Genomic DNA, 22,578 nt, shown 5'->3' on the forward strand with positions numbered 1-22,578 from the left:
TGGCAAGTCAGGCAGGTCCGGGCGACTTCGCTTGCATGACCGAGAACCTGCGGAACGACAATCGAAACGCAGGTTGTCGGTGGAATGCCTGGACTGCGGAGCGGGCCAGGACGGTAGCTGGATTACTTATTACGACAACGTGCGCCTGTCGCCGCAAGGCTGCCCAGTGTGCAAAAGCGTCGGCCCTCTGGTCGACCAATTCAAATCGGCGTTTTCCGACCATACACTAACGTTGTGCACGCCTGAAAGCGGTCCTCCCAACCCCGCTGGATTGAGGTTCACCGTGCGGCCCGCGACATGGGCCTTGTCTGAAGATTTCGCGTGGACCATGCCCTCGATCGGTATCGCGGCCGTCAGGAGCGCGCTGAGGCGGCATCGCTTGCCGAATGAGGCGGTGCAGGGGCGCTATCAGGATTTCGTGGAACTGCAGTCAGAGTTCAAGCGCGCCTTCCCTTTGGGAACACTTCGGTTCGCCCATCGCCACCATCCCGAGACCACATCGCCAGGCCCTTTCTTCAGCATGAAGACGGGCCTACGGCTACTGCGCGCACCTCTTGAAGATACCTGCATGTCGCGTGCAGCTGTACGCAAGGCCATGCTTCAAGAAGATAAAGATTCGATACTCCGGGCTCACCTCCTCGAACGAGCAAAGCAGCACATGGCAACAGAGGTCTCGTTCGAATGGAGTCCAGGAAAGGGCGGCGGCTTTCTGATCTTCTACCGTAGCCGCACGGGTTTCTATCATCTCGACACGCGATGGCGTGCCGAGGAGAAGACATGGGGGCAATCTGGGTTTCGGCGCGGCGAATCACTCGCCCTCATCGTCATTTCCCACCTGTTCCCCGCCCAGGACTGGCTACGCACCTCTCGCCCGGCGTTCCTCCTGAGGGACAACGGGTATCGACTCGAACTTGACGCCTATAGCCCTAGTCAGCAGCTGGCTCTCGAATATCATGGCACGCACCACTACAAGCCGCGCTCTCAGAGCGCCGAGGACCTGGCAGCCCACGTCGCGCAGGTTCAGCGGGACGCCGAGAAGCGGACGCGGTGCGCAGAGGCAAGCGTAACGCTGATCGAGATGAAAGATAGACCGCTGGCTCCCGCAGCCTTCCTTTCCTGCATCCAGGAGCTCGTCGGTCAAGCAGGACTCGTGCCCACGGCTCCCAATCCAAGCCTGGAGCTGATCACTAGCCGTTGGAATGAGATTTGCGCGAATCCTCTCGAAGAATTTCAGCAAGCGTTGCTAAGAAATCTTGGCGATCACAAGCTGATTTCGCACGAAATCGCAATGGTGAACAAGGACTGCATGGTCGTATATCGATGCGGTCATTGCCACGAACGGAATACCGCTCAGGCTAAAGGCCTGGTCGCGGGAAGGGTCCGCAAGTACTGCCCCCTGTGCAAGGACGCAGTCAAGTCCCAACAACGCCGAGCTGAGGCGCTCAGCGCCTGGGTTGCTCAAGGCCTGCCCCGTTCCGTGATTGACCGGATGGAGTTCGACGATTCAAACCGCTACCTGTATCGCTGCGAGGCGGATCACTTGACCATCCTGCATAGCTGCACGTCCGCCCTGCGACATGTCAGTGCCGGCGTCTTCAATTGCCCGGCATGCATCAGTGCCCGTTCTGGCGTCGCAGTCAACCACGCGACGTTGTTTCCTGAATATGTCAAGGATTTCTCCGACGCGCTCGCAGAGTTCAAGTTCGCTGTGCTCGGTTCACCCTGGTACGAAACAGGCCAGCTCACCGCTCGAGTGCGCTGTCCCGCTGGCCACGAGCGATTGATTGACCGTTCCTTGTTGCACCGGATTCGCAAGAACACGAGCTTGACGGATATGAGCGTAGTGCCCTCGGCTTGCACGGACTGCGCCTATCCCGGCGTCGATGTCACCGAAGCGCTCAAGCTCATGGGAACGCTGCACCATCGTCTGCACGTACTGGAGGACATGTACCCGGAGATCACGTACCTCGCGGGCTTCGACGCAACGGGCTGGAACAGGGAAACATTCTCCTGCGGACGAAACGGTCCTGATGGAACGCCTCACTCGCCCTTCTCCGTCTCTTTTCGTAATCTTCTCAGGTATGCGAAACGCCAGGGCGATCAGCACCTCTGTCTGTCTTGCAAACTGGAGGCTGGCACAACCAACCATCGCGGGAAGACCTTGGCAGATACGGTCTCGCGGATGGAAATCCTGCGCGCGACGGTGTTGGCGATCACTCCGCCACACCTGAAACCGGCCGCCGTGAAACCGCCAACAGCAACACTCGTCACCGAAGGCTTTGGGGGGCGTGGCGAATTCTCGACCACGAAAGCGCGCATTCGTTTTACTTGCGGCGTACCCGGCCATGCACCGATGGAAGCGTCCTACAGCAACTATTTCCATCGCTCCGAGTCGCGAAGCTACGGGTTTTGCCCCGTGTGTGTCCGCAATGCCGGACTGACTCAAGCGCCGATGCCGGAGCAAGTCCGCACCGCGACGGGCAGGCTGAGAGCCATCACTTTGCGGATCGACTGAATATGGACGTTCGCGACCTACCGCCGGAACGCCCCGAATAGGGGAAAGAACCTATTAAGAAAACAGGGTTGCATGCCGTACCGACAGGAGGTCGCATCTACTCAAAAAGGATTCTTCATGGTCGCCAGCAGTTGCCTACGCACGGGATGGCTAAAGTCGGCTGCCCTCGTTTTCTACGCGGCGAACTTCGCCAGTCCCGCAAATGCCCAATCGGTTTCCGGCACAGGCCAGGTTCTGCCCGGGCCCGTCCAGACGCCGCATTGGACGGTGGTGGGCGATCTGACGGTCGGAGATACCCTCGCCGGGGAGTTGGTCATCAATGCGGGCGGTTCCGTAGACAACGACTGGGCCTACGTTGGAAGTCTCAATGGCGCGCCAGGCGCCGTGACGGTGTCGGGCCGTGACGGCAATGGCACAGCGTCCACCTGGACCAGCTCCGGCCCGGTGCTGATCGGCGGCGAGTCCGGCAGCAGCGGCATGCTGAGCATCCTGGACGGCGGCGTGGCGCATAGCGACTCGGCCAGAATAGGGGTTGACCATGGCAGCGTCGGGGAAGTCTTCGTTTCCGGAGTGGGGTCAATCTGGAACATCAACACGGTCGGCGCGTTTGAGATCGGCACGGGCGGCAAAGGCACGCTGCGGATCGACAACGGCGTCGTGCACAGCGGCCAGGCGATCATCGGCTGGAATGCCGGCGGCGAGGGGAGCGTTACGGTATCTGGCCCGAAGGCGGTCTGGGACCCGCTGAACAATATATACGTGGGTTTCGAAGGCACTGGCGACTTGCGCGTCCTGGATGGCGCCAGCGTCAGCACCGTCGCATCGACCGGACCTGGCGCCGCGGCCGCGGTTTACATCGGGAAGAGCGTGGGCAGCGTCGGCACGGTGACCGTATCGAGCGCGACGGTCGATATCTCGACGCTTGCGGCCAGCGACCGCATCGAAATCGCTTCGGAGGGCACGGGAACGCTGACCATAGCCAAGGGCGGGGTGGCGGTCGCCGCCCGCAACACGTGGCTTGCCTCTGCGGGTACGTCCACCGGCACACTGAACCTGACCGGCGATGCCAGCGGCCGGGGGGTGTTGGAGACCGGCTCGGTCATCAAGGGCGCGGGCAATGCCACCTTCAACCTGGACGGCGGCATCCTGCGGGCCAATCGTGACGAGGGCAATTTCCTGAACGGCTTCGCCACGCAGGCCGTGGGCAGCGGCGGCGCCTGGTTCGATACGAACGGTCACGACGTGGGCGTGTCTACCGCGTTCTCGGGGACGTCGCGCTTGAACAAGCAGGGCGCCGGCACGCTGACCTTGTCAGGCAATAGCGCGGCGTTCACGGGAACCACCGATATTCAGGCAGGAACGCTGCAGGCGGATGGCGTTCTCGGCGGCCCGGTGAATGTGCTGGCGGCGGCACGGCTGACCGGCACGGGACGCGTTGGCGCGACGCTCAACCAGGGCGCCATCGCTCCGGGGCCGCGCGGCGGCTTCGGCGCCCTCACGATCGCCGGCAACTATGCGGCACAGGGCGGCAGCCTGGAGATCCGCACGCAGCTTGGCGCCGATGACTCGCCGACGGACAAGCTGGTGATCACGGGCGACAGCGCAGGCACGACTCCGGTCACGGTGAAGAACATGGGAGGCGCTGGCGCGCAGACCCAACGGGGCATACAGGTCGTGCAGGTCCATGGCCTGTCGGCGGGAAGATTCGATCTGGCTAACGGCGACTACGTCATCGGGGGGCGTCCGGCCTTGGTGGCTGGCGCCTATGGCTATGTGCTGCAACAGGACTCGGTTGATGGCGGCTGGTACTTGCGATCGTCCCTGACCAATCCAGGTACTACGCCGACCGATCCTGGCACCACTCCGACGGATCCAGGCACGACTCCAACTGATCCAGGCACGACTCCAACTGATCCAGGCACCACTCCAACTGATCCAGGCACGACTCCAACTGATCCAGGCACGACTCCAACTGATCCAGGCACCACTCCAACTGATCCAGGCACCACTCCGACGAATCCAGGCACCACTCCGACCGATCCCGGCACTCCCTCGCCCGGCGGCGGTTCGCCGGGCGCCGAACCGCCATTGCTCTATCAGCCCGGCGTGCCGGTCTACGAAGCCTATGCCAATACGCTGCTGCACCTGAGCCAGCTGCCTACCCTGCGCCAGCGAGTCGGCAATCGCCTCTATGACCCGGCGGATGCCGGCCGCAACGGCGCATGGAGCCGTGTAGAGGGCGCAACGGCCCGGCTCGACCCTGGGTCGTCCACCACGGGCGTGCGTCAGAACGTCGATAGTTGGAAGGCGCAATTTGGCGTTGACCGCATCCTGGCGGGCCAGGAAGAGGGTTCCCGTCTGGTGGGCGGCCTGGCCTTTCACTACGGCAAGGCCGACACGCGCGTTTCGTCGGCGTACGGTAGCGGCACCATCGACACCACTGCCTATGGCCTGACGCCGACCTTGACCTGGTACGGCAAGAATGGCGTCTATATCGATGCCCAGGCTCAGGCGACCTGGTTCGACAGCGACCTGAACTCGCGTCTGGCTGGCAAATTGAAGGGCGGCCAGAAGGCCCAGAGCTATGGGCTGGGTATCGAAGCGGGTAAGGCTGTCGGATTGACGGAGGGGTTCGCCCTGATCCCGCAGGCGCAGCTGACATACGTATCAGCCCGCTTCGACAGCTTCAACGACAAATTCGACGCGCGCATCGCAAGCGACAAGGGCGATAGCCTGCTGGGCCGTCTCGGTATCGCGCTGGACTACAAAAGCAATTGGCAAACGGCTGGCGTGAACCGGGAATCGAACGTCTATGGCGTCGTCAACGTGAAACACGAATTCCTGGACGGAACGCGTGTGCGCGTGGCCGACACGCAGGTCGCCAGTCGCATGGCTCGAACCTGGGGCAGCGTGGGGGCTGGCGTGAACTACGGTTGGGGAGGGCGCTATGCGATCTACGGCCAGGTTGACGCCGACACGGATTTTTCCGGCAGTCATATCGTCACCGCGACCGCGGGTTTCAGGATGTTTTTCTAAGCTGGACCATGGCGGCAGACCGGATCGCCGCACTCCTAGCCCGGATCCGTCTGCCGCAAGGTGTCCAGGAAGCGCAGTGCCGCCGCGGACAGGGACCGTTGGTTCTTGAGCAATATGCCGATGTTCCGTGACGCGGTCGGCGAGTGCAGCGCCACGCTGCACAGACGCGTGGTATCCATCAGGCGCAGGGCCAGTTGCGGCACCGCCGCTATGCCCACGCCGGCAGCCACCATCGCGCCCACGACCGAAATATTGTCGGACACGTAATTCATCTCCGGCAGCCGTCCCGAGGCGGCCAGGATCTGGTCGGTGACCTGGCGGATGCTGCTGGCGGGGCCGCTCGCAACGTAAGGCCGGTCGGCGAAAACGCGCCAATCCACGCGCTTGCGTTGCGCCAGGGGATCGCCGATCGGACAGATCAGCACGAAGTTCTCCTTCAGCAGGGGCGTGAATTGCACGCTTGCGGGCTGGTCGGGAACCTCGATGGATATGCCGATGTCGGCATTGCCTTCCGAAACAGCCTGCGTGATCTGGCGCGCGGAGACCGCATGGATGTTCAGGCGCACCTGCGGGTGCGACTTCTGGAAGGCGCGCGTCGCCGCGGGCAGCAAGGCGGAGGCGACGGAGGGAAGCGCCCAGATGTTGATGCTGCCACGGCGGCCCGCGATGAACTCGGACAGATCGCTAAGCGAGTCACGGAATTCCGACAGCATCCGCATCGCAATCGGCACCAGTTCCGCGCCGGCGGAGGTAAGCGCCACGCCATGCTTGTCGCGGTCGAACAGTCTGGCGCCGAGCTTCTGTTCCGCCGCCTGCACCCGCCGGCTGAGTGCCGGCTGCGAGATAGGCACACGTTCGGCGGCCATGCGGAAGTTGAGCGTTTCCGCCACCAACAGCACGGCCTCCAGTTCGGAAATGGTCAGGGTCATCGCGATCGTGATGCGTATTTGTTATTACGACGATGTAAATATATCAATTTTCAGATCAAGAAAGCAGCACCATACTAGGCCGCACGGTAGCAATATGGATGGAGACAGACATGAAGGAAGCGCGCAAGCGGCTGCGCATCGGCGTAGGCGCCGGCATGGCGGACGACCGCATCGGTCCGGCCATGCCGCTGCTGGAAGGCTGCGATATCGACTATCTGGTGTGCGAATGCCTGGCCGAAAGGACTATCGCGCGCGAAACGCTGTCGCGCAAGCATGACGGCGCTCACGGCTACAACCCGATGCTGGAGGCGCGCATGCGCGCCTTCCTGCCGGCGTGCCGGGAAAAAGGCGTAAGGCTGGTGTCCAATATGGGCGCGGCCAACCCGGCCGGCGCCGCGCAGGCCGCGCTGGACGTCGGCCGCGACTTGGGATGGCGGGAGCTCAAGTGCGCCGCCGTAGTCGGCGACGATGTGGCCGACCGCGTGCGCTTGCATCCCGAACTGCGCCTCCTGGATCGCGAACTGCCGCTGGAAGCGATTCTGCCGCAGCTGGCATCGGCAAACGCCTACCTGGGCGCCGATGTCGTCCGCGATGCGTTGGCCACCGGCGCGCACGTGGTGCTGACGGGCCGGGTCGCCGATCCCTCGCTGTTTCTGGGAGTGGCCCTGCATCATCACGGCTGGAGCTATGAGGACCTGCCCAAGTTGGCGGCGGGTACCATCATGGGCCACCTGCTGGAGTGCTCCGCCCAGATCACCGGCGGCTACTTCGCCGACCCGGGCAAGAAAGACGTTCCCCGCTTGGCCGAACTGGCCTATCCCTACGCCGATCTTTACAGCGACGGCGAACTGTACATAGGCAAGCCGGCTGGCTCGGGCGGCCGCCTCGACCGCATGACCTGCACCGAGCAGGCGCTGTACGAAATCCATGATCCCGCGGCCTACGTGACGCCAGATTGCGTGCTGAGCCTGGAAGGCCTGCATTTTGAAGAGCAGCACGCAGACCGGGTGGCTGTGCGCGGCATACGCGCCGCGCCGCGCACCGATAGCTACAAGGTCGTGGTCGGCTACTTCGATGGGTGGATAGGCTCCGGCGAGGTCGCCTATGCGGGCGTGAACGCGATCGCGCGGGCACGTCTGGCGGCCGACACGGTGAAAGAGCGGTTCCGTCTCGACGGGGGCGTGGCCAGCGAGTTCCAGGTCGATCTGATCGGCGTCAGCAGCCTGCATGGCGATCAGCCGCAGGCCATCGCCGGCCATCCCTACGAAGTCCGGTTGCGCGTGGCCGCCCGCTGCCCCGACAGAAAGAGCGCCCACTTGCTGGGCGACCACGTGCGGCAGCTGAACATGCAAGGGCCGTATGGCGCAGGCGGTCCCGTCAATCTGGGCGCCAAGGAGGTTATCGCGGTGGATGCCGTTTTGATTCCGCGCGACTGGGTCAAGCCCGAAGTCATTACGTTGGGAGCCTGACCATGGGCATTCTGGTTTACGACCTGGCGCATGCGCGCGCAGGCGACAAGGGCAATACCTCGAGCATTGCCGTCATTGCCTACGAGGAGGACAGCTGGCGATTGTTGCGCCAGGCGCTCACCGCCGAGCTTGTCGAACAGGCGTTCGCGCATTTGGGCGCTGGGAAGGTGAGGCGCTACGAGATCGAAAGCTTGAGGGCGCTGAACTTCGTCATTCCAAACGTGCTGTCAGGCGGGGTCACGCGCTCGCTCCGTTTGGATCCACATGGCAAGTCGCTCAGCTCGCTGATGCTGGGAATCGAACTGCCCGCCAGCCAACCGCAATCCTGAAAGGAGCCGCAATGTATCCTCCCGCTGAGCCCATGGGCACCGAGGTCTACGCCCGGCTGCCCGAATCCCTGCACCTGACCGAGCAGGCCTCGACCTGGCTAGCCGCGCGCCATGTGACGATGCACTCCTTCCTGGAGGGACCTTCCTTCGACCGCTCGGGCAATCTCTGGTGCGTCGATCTGGCGCATGGGCGCATCCTGCGCGTGGATCCGGCAGGCAATTTCGAGGTCGTCGTCAGTTACGAAGGCGAACCCAATGGTCTGAAGATCCATCGCGACGGCCGCATCTTCGTCGCCGACCATCTGCATGGCCTGATGCTTCTTGATCCCGAGACCCGCAGCATCCGGCCCTACCTGCAGCATGTGCGGCGGGAAGGCTTGAAGGGCCTGAACGATCTGTTCTTCGCATCCAACGGCGACCTCTACTTCACCGACCAGGGTGAAAGCGCCTTGGAGAACCCCACCGGCCGCGTCTTCCGCCTGCGCGCCGACGGCAAGACGGTGGACCTCATCATGGACGGCCTGGCCGGCCCCAACGGTCTGGTCATGAACAAGGCCGAGAACGTGCTTTACGTGGCCATCACGCACGACAACGCCATCTACGCGCTGCGGCTGGAGCCGGATGGCCAGATGAAGAAGGCCAGCCGTTTCATTCAGCTATCCGGCAGCACCGCCGGGCCGGACGGCATGGCCCTGGATGAGGCCGGCAACCTGGCCCTCGTCCATGCGCAGGCGGGCACCGTATGGCTGTTCAGCCCGCTGGGTGAACCCCTCTACCGTATCCGTTCCTGCGCGGGCATGCGCACCACCAACGTTGCTTTCGGTGGCGAGGATGGGCGTTCCTTGTTCATCACCGAAGCGGAGCAGGGCGTCATTCTGCGCGCCCGGCTGCCGCATCCCGGCAAGCGGATGTACTCGCACAGAGACTGAGCCGCGCGCCACGAACACGATCCGCATAAAACACCACAATCCATGGGAGACAACATCATGATTCCTTTCCGATTGATCGCCGGCCTGGCCCTGAGCCTGGCCGCCGTCACAGGTGCGCAGGCCGCCGATGCCTACCCCGCGCGCCCCATACGCCTGATCGCCACCTTCGGCCCCGGCAGTTCCATCGACATCATTGCGCGGCTGGTGGCCAAACCCCTGGCCGAGCAACTGGGCCAGCCGGTAATCGTCGAGAACAAGCCGGGCGCAGGCGGTGACCTCGCCACCGACATCGTCGCCAAGTCCGGCAAGGATGGCTACACCATCGGCTTCGCCTCCGCTGGGCCGATCACGGTCAATCCCAATGCCCGCAGCAAGATGCCCTATGACCCGCTCAAGGATCTGGCGCCGGTCGCCCTGGTGGCGACGGGACCGAACGTCATCCTGGTCAACCCGTCGATTCCGGTCACGAACCTGAAGGAGCTGATTGCCTACATCAAGGCCAATCCGAACAAGGTCAACTACGCCTCGGCTGGCGTGGGCACCAGCGGCCACATCGCCGGTGAACTGTTCCAGCACCTGTCCAAGACCGAAATCCTGCACGTGCCTTACAAGGGCAACAGCGATGCGATCACCGACACTCTGGGCGGGCGTACCCAGATGGTCATCAGCGGCGTGCCGCCCATCCTGTCGTTCGTGAAGTCCGGCCAGCTGCGCGCCCTGGCCGTGGCCGATGCCAAGCGTTCGCCCTTGCTGCCTGACGTCCCCACTGTCGCCGAAGCCGGGCTGCCTGGCGCGGAAAGCGTCGCCTGGTACGGCATTGTCGCGCCTGCCGGCACGCCGCAGGCGATCCTGGACCGTCTCCACGACGAGATCGTCAAAGCCGTGAACAACCCGGAAACGCAGGAGAAATTCGCCGGCCTGGGTATCGTTCCTTCAGCAGACAGCCGGGTGGACTTCGGCAAGCGCATGGCGGACGAGTACGTCCGTTTCAAGGAATTGTTCAAGCAGATCAACCTGGTTATGGATTGACGGAATCATGTCGCGCACCGTTATCGTTACTGGCGCCAGCGGGCTGGTCGGCTCCGCTGCCGTCGATTCATTCCTGAACGCGGGCTGGGAAGTCATCGCGGTTTCCCGCCGGCGTCCGGAGATCATCAGCCAACGGCCGTACACCCATCTGCCGGTCGATCTGCAGGACGCGGAGGCGTGCCGCCGCGCCTTCGGGGACATGCCTCAAGCCACGCACGTGTTCTATGCGGCCGTCTACGAGAAGCCTGGTCTCATTGCCGGCTGGCGGGACCCGGAGCAGATGGCCACCAACCTGAGCATGATCAGGAACGTCATCGAGCCGCTGGCCGCCAGCGGCACGCTGCGGCATGTCAGCGTGCTGCAGGGCACCAAGGCCTATGGCGTGCACCTGCATCCCATCCGCACGCCAGCGCGTGAACGTCAGCCCCGCGACGATCATCCGAACTCATACTGGTTCCAGGAAGACTACATCCGGGAAAAGGCCGTACAGAGCGGCTTTGGCTGGACGATTTTCCGTCCCACCATCGTGCTGGGCCCCAATGTGGGTGTAGCCATGAATACCGTGCCGGTCATCGGCGTCTACGCGGCAGTGTGCCGCGCCGAAGGAAAGCCGTTCTGCTATCCCGGCCACATTTCCTATCCGCGTGAAGCCGTGGATGCGCGGCTCATCGGCGATGCCGGGGTCTGGGCGGCGGAGCATCCGCAGTCCTGGAACGAACACTACAACCTTACCAACGGCGAAGTGTTCAGCTGGCACGATCTGTGGCCGTCCCTGGCGGAGTTCCTGGGCGTTGAAGCCGGCCCGGACCAGCCCGTCCGTCTGGCCGAATACCTGCCCAGCCGAGCAGCCCTGTGGGACGAGATCGTCAAGCAGCATGGCTTGCGGCCCCTGACCCTGGCCCAGATCCTTGGAGAATCCCATTACTCCGCCGACGCCCGTTTCGGCTATGGCCTGAAGACCCCGCCCGCGCCCGCATTCGTCAGCACGGTCAAAATCAAGCAGGCGGGCTTCACGCAGACCTATGACACCGAGGCATGCGTGAAGCACTGGCTGGGGGTGCTGATGGAGCGCAAGATCATTCCATCGTCCCAGTGAGCGTAGCGAAAACGGCCGGGTTGCGCAGGGGAGGGCGCCCCCCCCCTGTTGCATGCGCCGATCAATACCGCCAACGCACGTTGAGCGAGCCGGCATGCTCGCGGTTGCCGCCGCCGTATTGGCCGTTATAGGTCAATGCCATCGTGGTGTCGCGCGACACGGCGACTTCCGCGCCCAGTTCAGCCAGAGCGGCATTGCGCGCAATCGGCGTTCCGGCCACCGTGAAAGCCTGACTACCCTCGAAGGCCAGCGTCGTCTGCGCAGCCAGGCCTCCAAAGGCGTGGCGCCAGCCCGCCATGGCATGCAGGCGCGCTTCGGCACGGCCGATGTCGAAGTCGGTCTGTGTGCGCAAACCCAGCGTGCTGCTGGTCTGCTTTTCGCTGCTGCTTTGGCCGTTCAAGGCCGCCGACCCGCCTGACTCCGAGAAGCCGCGCGTGCGCAGATCGCTCCATGCGAAGCCCACGAAGGGTTCGATGCGGGTGCTATCGGTCAACAGCATCGAGTAACCCAGTTCCGTAAAGAGCTGAGTCGTGTTCGCGCCGTAGTCGGCTGTCAACTTCTCCTGCGTGCCCGCCACGGTGGCATAGCGTTTGGTGTTCACGTCATGCCAGGTGTAGGCTGCGCCGGCCAGGAAATTCAACTTGCCCGCGCCCACGGCAAACGACTTGCCGCCATACAGCGTGGCGCTATAGCCCGACACATCGGCCTGCGAGGATCGGTCGTCGACGTTGATCTTGCTGTCGGTGTAGCCGACAGCGGCGCCCAGGCGCCAGCCGCTGTGGCCCACCTCATGATCGGCGCCGATGAACAGGCCGCCCGTGTGTTGGCGCACTTGCGCGGCGTTGCCGTTTTCCTTCAGCGTTTGCCAATTGCCCAGCAGCTCGGCCCAGGCAGGTTGTGCATTGGACGATGGCAAAGCCGAGGCTGGCAGCGGGCCGCCCGCTTGTGCCGTCGGCGCGCCTGGGCTCATGCCGGCGTTCAGATTCGTGCGCAGGCGCTGCAGCGGCAAGGTGCGCGGCGACGATGTGCTGCCGAGCAGACTGGACACCACGCTGGCGTGGGCTTCTCCGCTCAGGCTGTTGAAGACCTCCGGTGGCGCGCCCTCGGGTAGCGTCAGGATGTACTTATGCAAGGCACTACCCGACGGCAGGCTATCCAAGGCATTGGCCACCGAGCGCTGGTTCGACGTGATCGCGGCATCGGCAAAGGCAATCGGCGTACTGGGCGCAGTCTGTTTGCGCTCCAGCTGCAGCTTGACCTGTTGAGCTCCGTAGCTCAGCGAGGGGTTGAGGTACGCGTAGTTCGACGACACGGTATTGAACGTGCCATTGACCGCGTTGGCCATCAGGATGGTGTAGGTCTTGGCCGCGTCAAAGCCGGCTTCGGGCCCCACGTGCAGCACCCCGCCAGCCAGGGAGGCCGTACCGCTCACCGCGATGCGGTCGCTGGCGTTCGATGCGGGATCGGCGTGGACCTGGTACGACGAGCCCGCCAGGAAGGTCAGGTCGCCATTGATGGTCAGGGTGCCATAGGCATGGCCCGATGGGCCGGTGCTGCCCGGAGCGATGACGCTGCCGCTGGCCAGTGTGGTCGAGCCTATGGCACCGCTGCCACTCAGGCTTGCGCCGCTGGCAACCGTCAGGTTGCCTCCAAGCGCGGCCCCCGCGTGCAATGCAAGCGCTCCGGCATTGAGCAGCGTGTTGCCGGCGAAAGCGCTGCTGTCGCCGGTCAACGTCAAGCGGCCGGATCCTGTCTTGGTCAGGCTGCCGGTGCCGCTGATGGCCTGGGCCAGCGTGGCATCGCTTGCCTGGTTCAACTCCAGCGCGGCGTTGTTGGTGATGGCGCCGCTGCCCAGGTTGGCCACCGAGGCGATCAGCTTGCCTGCGTTGATGGTGGTGCCGCCGGTGGAGGTGCTGGCGCCAGCCAGCGTCAAACTGCCCGCCCCCGTCTTGGTCAGGCTGCCAGAGCCGCCGATGGCCTGGGCCAGCGTGGTATCGCTTGTCTGGTTCAACTCCAGCACGGCGTTGTTGGTGATGGCGCCGCTGCCCAGGTTGGCCACCGAGGCGACCAGCTTGCCTGCGTTGATGGTGGTGCTGCCGGTGGAGGTGTTGGCGCCGGCCAGTGTCAGACTGCCGGCTCCCGTCTTGGTCAGGCTGCCGGTGCCGCTGATGGCCTGGGCCAGCGTGGCATCGCTTGCCTGGTTCAACTCCAGCGCGGCGTTGTTGGTGATGGCGCCGCTGCCCAGGTTGGCCACCGAGGCGATCAGCTTGCCTGCGTTGATGGTAGTGCCGCCGGTGGAGGTGCTGGCGCCAGCCAGCGTCAAACTGCCTGCCCCCGTCTTGGTCAGGCTGCCAGAGCCGCCGATGGCCTGGGCCAGCGTGGCATCGCTTGCCTGGTTCAACTCCAGCGCGGCGTTGTTGGCGATGGCGCCGCTGCCCAGGTTGGCCACCGAGGCGATCAGCTTGCCTGCGTTGATGGTAGTGCTGCCGGTGGAGGTGTTGGCGCCGGCCAGTGTCAGGCTGCCGGCTCCCGTCTTGGTCAGGCTGCCGGTGCCGCCGATGGCCTGGGCCAGCGTGGCATCGGTCACCTGGTTCAGCTCCAGCGCAGCATTGTTGACAATGGCGCCGCTGCCCAGGCCGGCGGCCGAGGCTACCAGACGGCCGTTGTTGATGCTGGTGCCGCCCGTATATTGGTTGACTCCCGTCAGGGTGGTCGTGCCTGCGCCGTTTTGCACCAGATTGCCACTGCCGGTGATCTGGTTTGCCAGCATGATTGCGTCGCTGCGATCGATCGCCAGCGTGCCATTGTTGCTCAGGCTTCCCGCGCCCAAGCTCCCCACCGTGCCGCCATTGCCCAGCTGCAGCGTACCGGCGACGATGTTGGTGGCCCCAGGAGTCAGGTTACGGTCCAGCACCCAGGTGCCGGCGCCGCTCTTGACCAATCCCCCTGCCGTGGTGGTGCTGCCGCGCACGGCCTGCGAATGCAGCTGCACCGCGTTGCCGGCGGACTCCAGCGTCAGCGTGGAGCCGAGGTTGCTTCCCAGGTCCAGATTGCCCAGGATCTGGCTGCCGGCCTGCAATCTCACATGGTTGGCGCTGGATGGGTCCAACAGCAGATTGCCTGCGAGCGTACCGGCATTGTTCAGTCCGCCACCATGAGTCAGCGTGACCGTATTGGCCAGCGTCACGCCGCTGTCGATCCGCAAGGTCGCATTCCGGCCTGCCGTGTTGTCCACCGTCACAGCGCCGATGCCCAGCGCGTTGTTGTTGGCGGCCACCAGGGTGCCCTCGGCCACCGTCGTGCCGCCGCTGTAGGTATTCGAACCCGAGAGCGTGAGCGTGCCGCCGCCGACCTTCAGCAGGCTCGTGCCCGATCCATCGACGATGGTCGTCGCGATGGCGGCGCTGATGCCTGCGTCGGTGTTGAGGGTGCCCTGCGTGCCCGAGGCTGGCGAGAACGCCAGGTTGCCGCCCGTCAGGTTGTAGCCATTGGTGCTGAACTGCAGCGTATCGAAGGACTGGGCGCCGACCACGGACACGTTGCCGCCGGAGCTGCCTCCGAAGACGGCGACCGATCCGTTCCACCCTTGGGTCGCGGTGCCCGTGCTGTCGGTCCAGTTGGTGCCCGACGCACTCCAGGTGCCAGCCCCGCCGGCGATGCTGCCGTTGCCGCTGGTCTGTCCGCCGTTCCAGAACTGCAGGCTTTGCCCCGCGCCCATAACCGACAGAGTGATTTGGCCAGTCGTGCCCATATCCACGCTGTGGTTGCCGGGCGTGAAGCCCGATTGCGTGCTGTTGACCTGGGTGGAGGAAAAACTGCCCGACAAGCTTCCGTCATAGTTGAACAGGCGGTACCAGCCGGCCGAGGCCGCATTCGCGGTCAGCGCTCCGCCCAAGGTGAGGTTGCCTCCTACGGACACCAGGTCATTGCTCGCGCCTCCCACGACACCGGCCTGGCCCAGCTCGAAGCGGGTGGCCGAGTTGGCGTGCAGCGTGAGATTGCCATCCACGGTCAAGGTGCCGGGAACGCTGTGGCCGGGAGATAGGGTCGCGCCCGAAGCGATTTCGGCATCGCCGGCAATGCGGCCGATGCCGCCCAGCGTGCCGCCGCTGTTGGCAGTGACGGCACCGCTCACCGAGCCGTCAACCAGCAAGGCGCCTGCATTGACCTGGGTGTTGCCGGCATAGGTGTTGGCGCCCGCCAAAGTCAGCGTGGCTGATCCGTTCTTGGTCAGTCCGCCGGCGCCGGCAATCTTTCCTTGGAGTGTCAGGTCGTGGCTGCCCAGCACGTTCAGGCCGCCGATGCTGGTGTCCATGCGGTTGATCAGCGTTACGGCAGCGCTGCTGTCAAGCGAGGTGCCGCCGGCGGCGGTCAAAGCGCCGCTGCCCAAGGCGGTGTTGGAGGCGACGATCAGCGTACCGTTGCTGAGGGTGGTCCCGCCGCCATAGGTGTTCGAGCCGCTCAGGGTCAGGGCGCCCGTACCGGTCTTGGTCAGACCGGCCGAGCCGTCGATCATGCCGCCGAGCGTCAGCGCGTCGCTGCCAGGCAGGGTCAGACCGGCGTTCAGGTGTACGGCCTGGCCCAGGGACAATGGCGCGGAGCCGATCAGGCTGGCGCCTCCGCCGATGGTCAGGTCGCCGGAACCGAGCGCGCCGGCGTTGTCGATCGTGATGCTGCCGCCGTTGAGGAAGGTGCCGCCGCTGTAGGTGTTCACGCCGGTCAGGTTGAGATTGGCGGCGCCGCCCTTGGTCAGGCTGCCGTTGCCATCGATGACGCCTTGCAGGGTGAGGTTGCTGAGGCCACCGACGGCCATTGCGCCATTTAGAGTGATGTCGTTGGCCACGGCCCGAGTCGACATGGCGTCGAGGGTGCCGCCCGAGGCGATCAGGCGGCCTTGCCCAAGCGCGTCGGCGCTTCCGATGTACAGCGTACCGGCATTGAGCAGGACGTTGCCCTGGAAGGTGTTGGCGCCGGCCAGCTGGAGAATGCTGCTGCCATTCTTGGTCAGGTTGCCGCTGCCGCTGATCACGCCATTCAGGCTGAGGTTGCCCCCGCCGTTGATGGTCAGGTCGCCGTTGAGCCCGATCAGGTTGGTCGCGGTCAGGTTGCTGCTGGCGCCGAGGGTGGTGCCGGCAGCGGTGGTCAGGGTGCCCGTACCCAGGGCTGAGCCGTTGTCGAGCAGCAGGGTCCCGGCATTCAGTGCGACACCGCCCAGGAAATCGTTGATCCCCGCGAGGGTCAGGCTGGCGGCGCCATTCTTGGTCAGGCCGCCCGTGCTGGAGATCCGGCCGCTGAGCGTCAGGTCGTTGGACCCTGCGACGGTGACGTTGCCGCCCAATACCGTGGCATTGGTCACGATGCGCGCCGCGTCGGTATCCAGCGTCGTGCCCGCCGCGGCATTGAATATGCCGCTGCCGAGGGCGCGGTCGTTGCCGATGATCAGCTTGCCGGCATTCAGTTGCACACCGCCGGAGTAGGTGTTGGCGCCGTTCAGGGTCAGGTCCGCAGCGCCGTTCTTGTCCAGGCCGCCGGTGCCGCTGACAGTGCCGTTCAGGGTCAGTGCATTGCTGCCGGCCAGGATCAATCGCCGGTTGCTGCCGGCAGCGATGTTGTTGTCCAGGCTGGCTGTCCTCGCGTTGTCGAGGATGACCCCGGTGACGCCCACGGTCAGGACGCCGGTGCCCAGCGCGTCGTTGCTGTCGACGATGAGCGAGCCGGCGTGGAGGCTGACGCCGCCGCTGAAATCGTTGGCGCCGCTGAGGGTCAGGGTGCCGGTGCCGATCTTGGCGAGGCTGCCGTTGCCGGTGATCTTGCCGGTCAGGGCCAGGTTATCGGCGCTGCCCACGCCCAATGCCGCTCCCAGGTTGATACCGGTTCCGAGGGTCTGTGCCGTGGTGTTTTGCAGGGTCGACGCGCCGGTGACCGACAGACCGCCGCGGCCTAGCGCCGCGGCGCTGCCCAGGACCAGGGTGCCAGTTTTGAGGGTGGTGCCGCCGCTGTAGTCGTTGGCAACGTTGTCCAGCACGAGAATCCCGGTTCCGTTCTTGGTCAGCGTGCCGCTACCGCTCAGTTGGCCGCTCAAGGTCAGTTGATTGAAAGCGTCGATGGTCAGGCCGCCAGTACCCAGGGTAAATGCATTGGCCAGGTTCAGCGGCGCAACCATAGTACGCAGGGTGCCGCCGTTGGCGGCGACGGTGGCGGTGCCGAAGACAGAAGCATTGTCGATGCTGGCGACACCGTCCTTCAGCTCGACCGTGGGGCTGGCGAAACCGCTGAGCAGTGGACCTTGAATGGTCCAGGTGCCGCTGTTGACCTTCAGGTTGGGAAAATTCTTGTAGGTGGTTGCGGAGACGGTGCCGGTGCCCGGGGAGCCGATGCCGGGATTGCCGACAGCGGCGACGTTTTGCAGGATAAGGGTGTTGGCGCCATTCAAGCCGCCATCGACGAGGCCCGCGGCGGCGAACTGGAGGCCTGTCCGGCCTGCCACGCCCGTGGCGCTCGCCATCCTGCCGTTACTCTGGACCGACGAGCCGGTCACCGCGATGAACGTGTTCCCGGTGGCGCCGCCCGCTCCCAGGGACAGGCTGCCGTTGAGGGTGCCGGCGTTGATGAAGGTGTTCCCCAACGCCGAGCCCTGGAACGCGATCCGGCCGGTGATGGTGGCGCCAAGGTTGTTGGTGAAGTTGACTTTCGCGCCCGCGCCCGCGCCCCCGTTCAGCGGGTTGTCGACGGTGATCACCGGGATGTCCGCCGCGGGCACCATGCCGGCGGTGATCAGCGGCGCGGCATCGACGGTGCCGTTGTTGGTGAAGTTCACCACGCCGCCCGCGCCATTCCTGACCTCGTAGGCCATGCCGGTCAGATCGAACAGGTTGCTTGACTGTATGTCGCCGATCGCCCTGGCGACACCGTTGTTGGTGATGGTCGCCGTGGTGTTGTTGGTGTTGCCCAGGACCACCCCGGAGGAGAAGTCGACCAGCGTCGCCAACAGCGTCGGGCCGATCGTACCGGAGTTGGTGAACGTGACGTTGTTGCCGCTGAGATAGAGATCGGGGGCGGTTGACGAATACACGTTGGCGCCAATGGCGACGTTGACCGTGAGGTTGTTCAGCGACGAGTTGTACGTTGCAGGAACGTTACCAGTGCACTCTACCGTTCCGCCCGCGCCCGGAATCATGGTTACGCAGGCCGCAAGGGCGACCGGAGCCCCGCCCGCCAGACCCCATGCCAGTGCGATGGCCGTTGCAACGCCATGCCAGCGCAGCGCAGGCGCCTTTGCGGCACGGGTGCCCGCGACGCCAGTCCTCAAACCGCCACCGCCACGGGCTATCTCCGGCACGGCCACCCAACTGCCCAGGCTCGCATTCCAGAGCGTGCGGTAAATGCGGTTCATCGTTCTGTTCCCCGAAGTTGCTAGCTGACGCTGGGGCGGAAGTGCCGCAGCGGGTGGATGCCTATCGAATGGATCCAGGGTCGACCGGCACATCAGTCACGACAACGCGGAAGGTCGCGCGGCGACGAATTGTGCTCGATGACTCACATCGATGCATTTGATACAAAATTACAAATTATAGATACATTTTGTCTGCGATGACTGTAGAAATCTTGCCCGCAACGACGAAAGGCGACTTCAACGCGAAAGGCGAATTCCATTTCCGTTGCCAAGGGTTTTCCCTAAACTGGTTTTCCTTGCGGAAAATCAATCTCCTATAGGACACTTCGTGTCATGATGGTGCCGATAGGCGGCGCCCGTAGGGGGAATGACATGAAGATTTCGGGAATCGCCGGCGCGCTGGCGTTGGTTGCTGCCATGGCGGGCAATGGCGCCCAGGCGGCCTATCCGGACCGGCCGATCCGGCTGGTGGTGCCGTTCGGCGCGGGGGGGATCACGGATATCGTGGCGCGCCAGGTCGGCAAGGGCATGGGCGACGTGCTGGGGCAGGGTATCGTGATCGAGAACCGGCCGGGCGCAGGCGGCGTGATCGCCGCGCAGGTGGCGGCGACCGCGCCGGCCGACGGCTATACGATCTTCATGGGCACGGTGGGCACGCAGGTGGTCAATCCGCTGATCTACAGCAAGCTCAGCTATGACGCCGACAAGTTCGCACCGGTGGGCATGGTGTCAGGATCGCCGTACCTGCTGGCGGTCCGGGCGGGCGTGCCGGCCAAGACCTTCAGCGAATTCGTGGCCTATGCCAAGGCCAATCCGGCCAAGCTGAACTTCGGCTCGGCGGGCAATGCGAGTTCGCCGCATCTGGGTCTGGAACTGTTGAAGCTGACGGCTGGCCTGGATATCGTGCACGTGCCGTTCAAGAGCGGCAGCGAGGCCGTCAACGCCGCCATCGGCGAGCAGGTCGACGTGGTGATGGACGCCAGCCCCGTAATCATGCCGCATGCGGCATCGGGCAAGCTGCGTGCGCTGGCGGTGGCAGCCGACAAGCGCCTGCCGTCCGCGCCGGACGTGCCTGCCAGCAGTGAAGTCGGCGATGCGGCCCTGCAGATCAGTTCCTGGAATGCGTTCTTCGCGCCCGCGGGCACGCCGCCCGAGGTACTGGAAAAGCTGAACTCGGCGCTGCAGAAGACCCTGGCGTCGCCGGAACTGAAGGAGCGGCTGGCATCCCAGGGAACCCAGCTGTACACGGGCAAGCCGGATGAGTATCAGCGCTTCATCGCCGGCGAGAAGGCCAAGTGGACCGAGATCGTGAAGCGCGCCAACATCAAGATGGACTGACGATGAACCAGACACCGCATCCGCTGGCGGGCAAGCCGCTGGAACTGGCCGATACGCTGCGTTCGGGCAATGCCTGGAAGATCCGGCTGGCCTGCGGCTACATGGGCCTGCCGATCAAGCGGCGCACCTTCGACATCGTGCAGGGCGACCTGGAAACCGAGGCGTTCGCGCGCATCAACCCGTGGCGCCAGGTGCCGGCCCTGCTGACGCCGGAGGGCGAGTGGCTGGCCGAGTCGCAGGCCATCCTCTGGTATCTGGGGTTGGGCACGCCCTGGCTGCCCGCCGGCCGTCTGGAACAGTCGCAGGTCAGCAGCTGGCTCAGCTTCGAGCAGACCCAGCACATGCACGCCTTTGCGCAGCCGCGCCTGCTGATCCATTTGCGCAACACGGCGCAGGTTGATGACCCGGCCATGCGCGCATGGCGCGAGATCGGCGTGAAGGCGGCCGCGCTGATGGATGCGCATCTGGCGGACCGCGACTATCTGGTGGGAAGCGCGCCGACCATCGCCGACATCGCGCTGTTCCCCTACACGAGCATGGCGGCCGAGGGCGGTTACGACCTGTCCGGCTTCGCCCATATCGACGCCTGGCTGGCGCGCATGCGCGCCTTGCCCGGTTTTGCGCCGCTGATCGCAGCGGCATGACAGAGACACAATCTTAGGAGTGACGACGATGGCCGATACGATGCACCTGGGCAAGGACGAATTGATCGCGCGGGCGAAAGCCGAAATGCAGCGCCAGTTCGAGACGCCCGAATGGAGCCTGCGCGAACGCCTGGCGCTGACCTGCCGCATCCTGTTCGACGGTGGGCATGATTCCGGCCTGGCCGGGCAGATCACGGCGCGCGCGCCGGAGCCGAACCGGTACTACACGCAACGCCTGGGACTGGGTTTTGACGAGATCAGCGCCAGCAACCTGCTGCTGGTGGACGAGGACCTGCGCGTGCAGGAAGGCGGCGGCATGCCGAATCCGGCCAACCGCTTCCATTCCTGGGTCTACCGCGCGCGTCCGGACGTGAACTGCATCATCCACACGCACCCGCTGCACGCGGCCTCGCTGTCGATGCTGGAAGTGCCGCTGGAAATCTCGCACATGGACAACTGCCCGCTGTACGACGACGTGGCCTTCCTGAAGGATTGGCCCGGCGTGCCGGTGGGCAACGAGGAAGGCGAGATCATCTCGGCCGCGCTGGGCTCCAAGCGCGCCATCCTGCTGTCGCACCACGGCATGCTGATCGCGGCGGGTTCGGTGGAAGAGGCCTGCGTGCTGGCCCTGCAGTTCGAGCGCGCCGCCCGCATGCAGCTGCTGGCCATGGCCGCCGGCAAGATCCAGCCCATTCCGCCGGCGCTGGGCCGCGAGGCGCATGACTGGATCCTCACGCCCAAACGTTCGCAGGTCGGCTTCTCTTACTATGCGCGGCGCGCGCTGCGGGCGCATCCCGACGTGCTGGCCTGATGGCGGCTGCGGGCGGGGCCGGCTCGACGGCAGGGCCGGATTAGGGCATGCTTACCGGTCGTATTCCGCGACCGTATTTCCGCAACCCTGCCCATGATAGACCTGCCGCACCGCCTGCGCGCCCTGCGCCGCCAGCAAACCCTGTCCCTGGAACAGCTGGCGCAGCGCACTGGATTGACCAAGAGCTACCTCTCCAAACTGGAGCGGGGCCTGAGCGAGCCCTCCATTTCCACCGTGCTGCGGCTGGCGGAAGCCTATGGCCTGGGCGTGTCGGAGCTGGTGGGCACGGACGATGCCGCGCAGGAAGAAGTGGTCAGCGTGGTGCGGGTGGCGGATCGCGAGGCCTTGCAGCGCCGGGGGCTGGGTAGCGAGTATCACTATGAGTCGCTGGCCGGCCGTCGCAAGGTCAAGGCGATGGAGCCTTTCGTGGTGCATCCGCCCCGCGATTTTCCCGATGCGACCGCGGTGTTTCCGCACCCCGGCGAGGAATTCCTGCTGGTGCTCAAGGGCGCCATCGAGGTCCATGTGGGCGAACGCCAGTTCCGCCTGGAGACCGGGGATTCCGTCTATTTCGATTCCGAACTGCCGCACCGCATGCGCACCGTCAGCCGGGCCATGGCCGAGGTGCTGGTGGTGGCCGCGCACTGAGCCAGCCGTCGGACTCATCATCCATCCGCATACAGGAATTGCCATGAAGAACGACCAATCGCGGCTCGCCCGCATCGACGCCGGCCCCATGAAGAATCCCGTGCCCGGCAAGCCGCGCCGCCCGATCTCGGGCGATGCCGCGTTCCGCACCGTGACCGCCTTCGAAGGCAATGGCGGCAAGGCCGAGGCCGGTGTCTGGGAAAGCACTGCCGGCGTGTTCCAGTCCAACACCACGGGCTATATCGAGTTCGGCTACATCGTCGAGGGCTCGGCGCGCCTGGTCGATCCGGACGGCACCGTGCACGAGTTGACCGTGGGCGAAGCCTTCGTCATGCCCGAAGGCTATGCCGGCCGCTGGGAAGTGGACCAGTTCGTCAAGAAAATCTATTTCATCACCCGCATGTAGCGCCGC

At 64.8% G+C, this 22,578-nt stretch carries 14 protein-coding genes; 12 read left to right on the forward strand and 2 right to left on the reverse strand.

The window, feature by feature from the left end; all coding sequences use genetic code 11:
- Positions 1-79 precede the first annotated feature (79 nt).
- Together FOC84_RS22225 and FOC84_RS22230 are read left to right on the forward strand one after the other, a co-directional pair.
- Positions 80-2,515 carry a hypothetical protein gene (locus FOC84_RS22225; RefSeq protein ID WP_173146341.1) on the forward strand — a complete coding sequence of 812 codons (2,436 nt, stop codon included), beginning with the start codon at positions 80-82 and terminating at the stop codon, positions 2,513-2,515.
- A 117-nt stretch (positions 2,516-2,632) separates the two neighbouring features.
- A complete protein-coding gene (locus FOC84_RS22230; RefSeq protein WP_173146342.1) occupies positions 2,633-5,551 on the forward strand; it encodes an autotransporter family protein in 2,919 nt (972 codons plus the stop codon).
- A 35-nt stretch (positions 5,552-5,586) separates the two neighbouring features.
- Here FOC84_RS22230 and FOC84_RS22235 read toward each other — a convergent pair whose 3' ends face one another.
- The gene (locus FOC84_RS22235; protein ID WP_173146343.1) at positions 5,587-6,480 is read right to left on the reverse strand and encodes a LysR family transcriptional regulator; all 894 of its coding nucleotides are present in this window, start codon (positions 6,478-6,480) and stop codon (positions 5,587-5,589) included.
- A 110-nt stretch (positions 6,481-6,590) separates the two neighbouring features.
- Here FOC84_RS22235 and FOC84_RS22240 point away from each other — a divergent pair, with 110 nt between their 5' ends.
- From FOC84_RS22240 to FOC84_RS22260, 5 genes are read left to right on the forward strand one after another with little or no spacing between them, the layout of a single operon-like run.
- Positions 6,591-7,949, forward strand: coding sequence for an acyclic terpene utilization AtuA family protein (locus tag FOC84_RS22240; protein ID WP_173146344.1), 1,359 nt, complete (start codon positions 6,591-6,593; stop codon positions 7,947-7,949).
- Between the two features lie 2 nt (positions 7,950-7,951).
- On the forward strand, positions 7,952-8,278 hold the full coding sequence (locus tag FOC84_RS22245) for an AtuA-related protein (protein WP_173146345.1): 327 nt from the start codon (positions 7,952-7,954) through the stop codon (positions 8,276-8,278).
- An 11-nt stretch (positions 8,279-8,289) separates the two neighbouring features.
- Positions 8,290-9,207, forward strand: a complete 918-nt coding sequence (locus FOC84_RS22250; RefSeq protein WP_173146346.1) for an SMP-30/gluconolactonase/LRE family protein — start codon at positions 8,290-8,292, stop codon at positions 9,205-9,207.
- A gap of 57 nt (positions 9,208-9,264) precedes the next feature.
- Positions 9,265-10,236 (forward strand): Bug family tripartite tricarboxylate transporter substrate binding protein, encoded by a 972-nt coding sequence (locus tag FOC84_RS22255; protein WP_173146347.1) that lies wholly within the window; start codon positions 9,265-9,267, stop codon positions 10,234-10,236.
- A gap of 7 nt (positions 10,237-10,243) precedes the next feature.
- Complete coding sequence (locus tag FOC84_RS22260) at positions 10,244-11,332, forward strand: SDR family oxidoreductase (protein ID WP_173146348.1); 1,089 nt, start codon at positions 10,244-10,246, stop codon at positions 11,330-11,332.
- Positions 11,333-11,393: 61 nt separating this feature from the next.
- Here the strand turns inward: FOC84_RS22260 and FOC84_RS22265 are convergent, their stop codons facing one another.
- Positions 11,394-18,725, reverse strand: a complete 7,332-nt coding sequence (locus tag FOC84_RS22265) for an autotransporter-associated beta strand repeat-containing protein (protein ID WP_173146349.1) — start codon at positions 18,723-18,725, stop codon at positions 11,394-11,396.
- Between the two features lie 372 nt (positions 18,726-19,097).
- On the opposite strand from FOC84_RS22265, the gene FOC84_RS22275 reads away from it, so the two are divergent.
- From FOC84_RS22275 to FOC84_RS22295, 5 genes are all read left to right on the forward strand, one after another.
- On the forward strand, positions 19,098-20,063 hold the full coding sequence (locus FOC84_RS22275; protein ID WP_173146350.1) for a Bug family tripartite tricarboxylate transporter substrate binding protein: 966 nt from the start codon (positions 19,098-19,100) through the stop codon (positions 20,061-20,063).
- A gap of 2 nt (positions 20,064-20,065) precedes the next feature.
- Positions 20,066-20,707, forward strand: coding sequence for a glutathione S-transferase family protein (locus FOC84_RS22280; protein ID WP_173146351.1), 642 nt, complete (start codon positions 20,066-20,068; stop codon positions 20,705-20,707).
- Between the two features lie 28 nt (positions 20,708-20,735).
- The gene (locus tag FOC84_RS22285) at positions 20,736-21,518 is read left to right on the forward strand and encodes an aldolase (protein ID WP_059371823.1); all 783 of its coding nucleotides are present in this window, start codon (positions 20,736-20,738) and stop codon (positions 21,516-21,518) included.
- A gap of 93 nt (positions 21,519-21,611) precedes the next feature.
- Entirely contained in the window at positions 21,612-22,166 is a 555-nt protein-coding gene (locus FOC84_RS22290) for a helix-turn-helix domain-containing protein (RefSeq protein WP_059371824.1), read from the forward strand.
- 43 nt (positions 22,167-22,209) lie between these two features.
- The gene (locus tag FOC84_RS22295; RefSeq protein WP_173146352.1) at positions 22,210-22,572 is read left to right on the forward strand and encodes a cupin domain-containing protein; all 363 of its coding nucleotides are present in this window, start codon (positions 22,210-22,212) and stop codon (positions 22,570-22,572) included.
- Positions 22,573-22,578: the final 6 nt, after the last annotated feature.

The organism is Achromobacter pestifer, assembly GCF_013267355.1.
GTDB lineage: Bacteria > Pseudomonadota > Gammaproteobacteria > Burkholderiales > Burkholderiaceae_B > Achromobacter > Achromobacter pestifer_A.

Excerpts from the sequence above, each read along its gene's own strand:
- FOC84_RS22230 (WP_173146342.1), top strand. The coding sequence starts at position 2,633 with ATGGTCGCCAGCAGTTGCCTACGCACGGGATGGCTAAAGTCGGCTGCC.
- FOC84_RS22235 (WP_173146343.1), bottom strand. The coding sequence starts at position 6,480 with ATGACCCTGACCATTTCCGAACTGGAGGCCGTGCTGTTGGTGGCGGAA.
- FOC84_RS22240 (WP_173146344.1), top strand. The coding sequence starts at position 6,591 with ATGAAGGAAGCGCGCAAGCGGCTGCGCATCGGCGTAGGCGCCGGCATG.
- FOC84_RS22245 (WP_173146345.1), top strand. The coding sequence starts at position 7,952 with ATGGGCATTCTGGTTTACGACCTGGCGCATGCGCGCGCAGGCGACAAG.
- FOC84_RS22250 (WP_173146346.1), top strand. The coding sequence starts at position 8,290 with ATGTATCCTCCCGCTGAGCCCATGGGCACCGAGGTCTACGCCCGGCTG.
- FOC84_RS22255 (WP_173146347.1), top strand. The coding sequence starts at position 9,265 with ATGATTCCTTTCCGATTGATCGCCGGCCTGGCCCTGAGCCTGGCCGCC.
- FOC84_RS22260 (WP_173146348.1), top strand. The coding sequence starts at position 10,244 with ATGTCGCGCACCGTTATCGTTACTGGCGCCAGCGGGCTGGTCGGCTCC.
- FOC84_RS22265 (WP_173146349.1), bottom strand. The coding sequence starts at position 18,725 with ATGAACCGCATTTACCGCACGCTCTGGAATGCGAGCCTGGGCAGTTGG.
- FOC84_RS22275 (WP_173146350.1), top strand. The coding sequence starts at position 19,098 with ATGAAGATTTCGGGAATCGCCGGCGCGCTGGCGTTGGTTGCTGCCATG.
- FOC84_RS22280 (WP_173146351.1), top strand. The coding sequence starts at position 20,066 with ATGAACCAGACACCGCATCCGCTGGCGGGCAAGCCGCTGGAACTGGCC.
- FOC84_RS22285 (WP_059371823.1), top strand. The coding sequence starts at position 20,736 with ATGGCCGATACGATGCACCTGGGCAAGGACGAATTGATCGCGCGGGCG.
- FOC84_RS22290 (WP_059371824.1), top strand. The coding sequence starts at position 21,612 with ATGATAGACCTGCCGCACCGCCTGCGCGCCCTGCGCCGCCAGCAAACC.
- FOC84_RS22295 (WP_173146352.1), top strand. The coding sequence starts at position 22,210 with ATGAAGAACGACCAATCGCGGCTCGCCCGCATCGACGCCGGCCCCATG.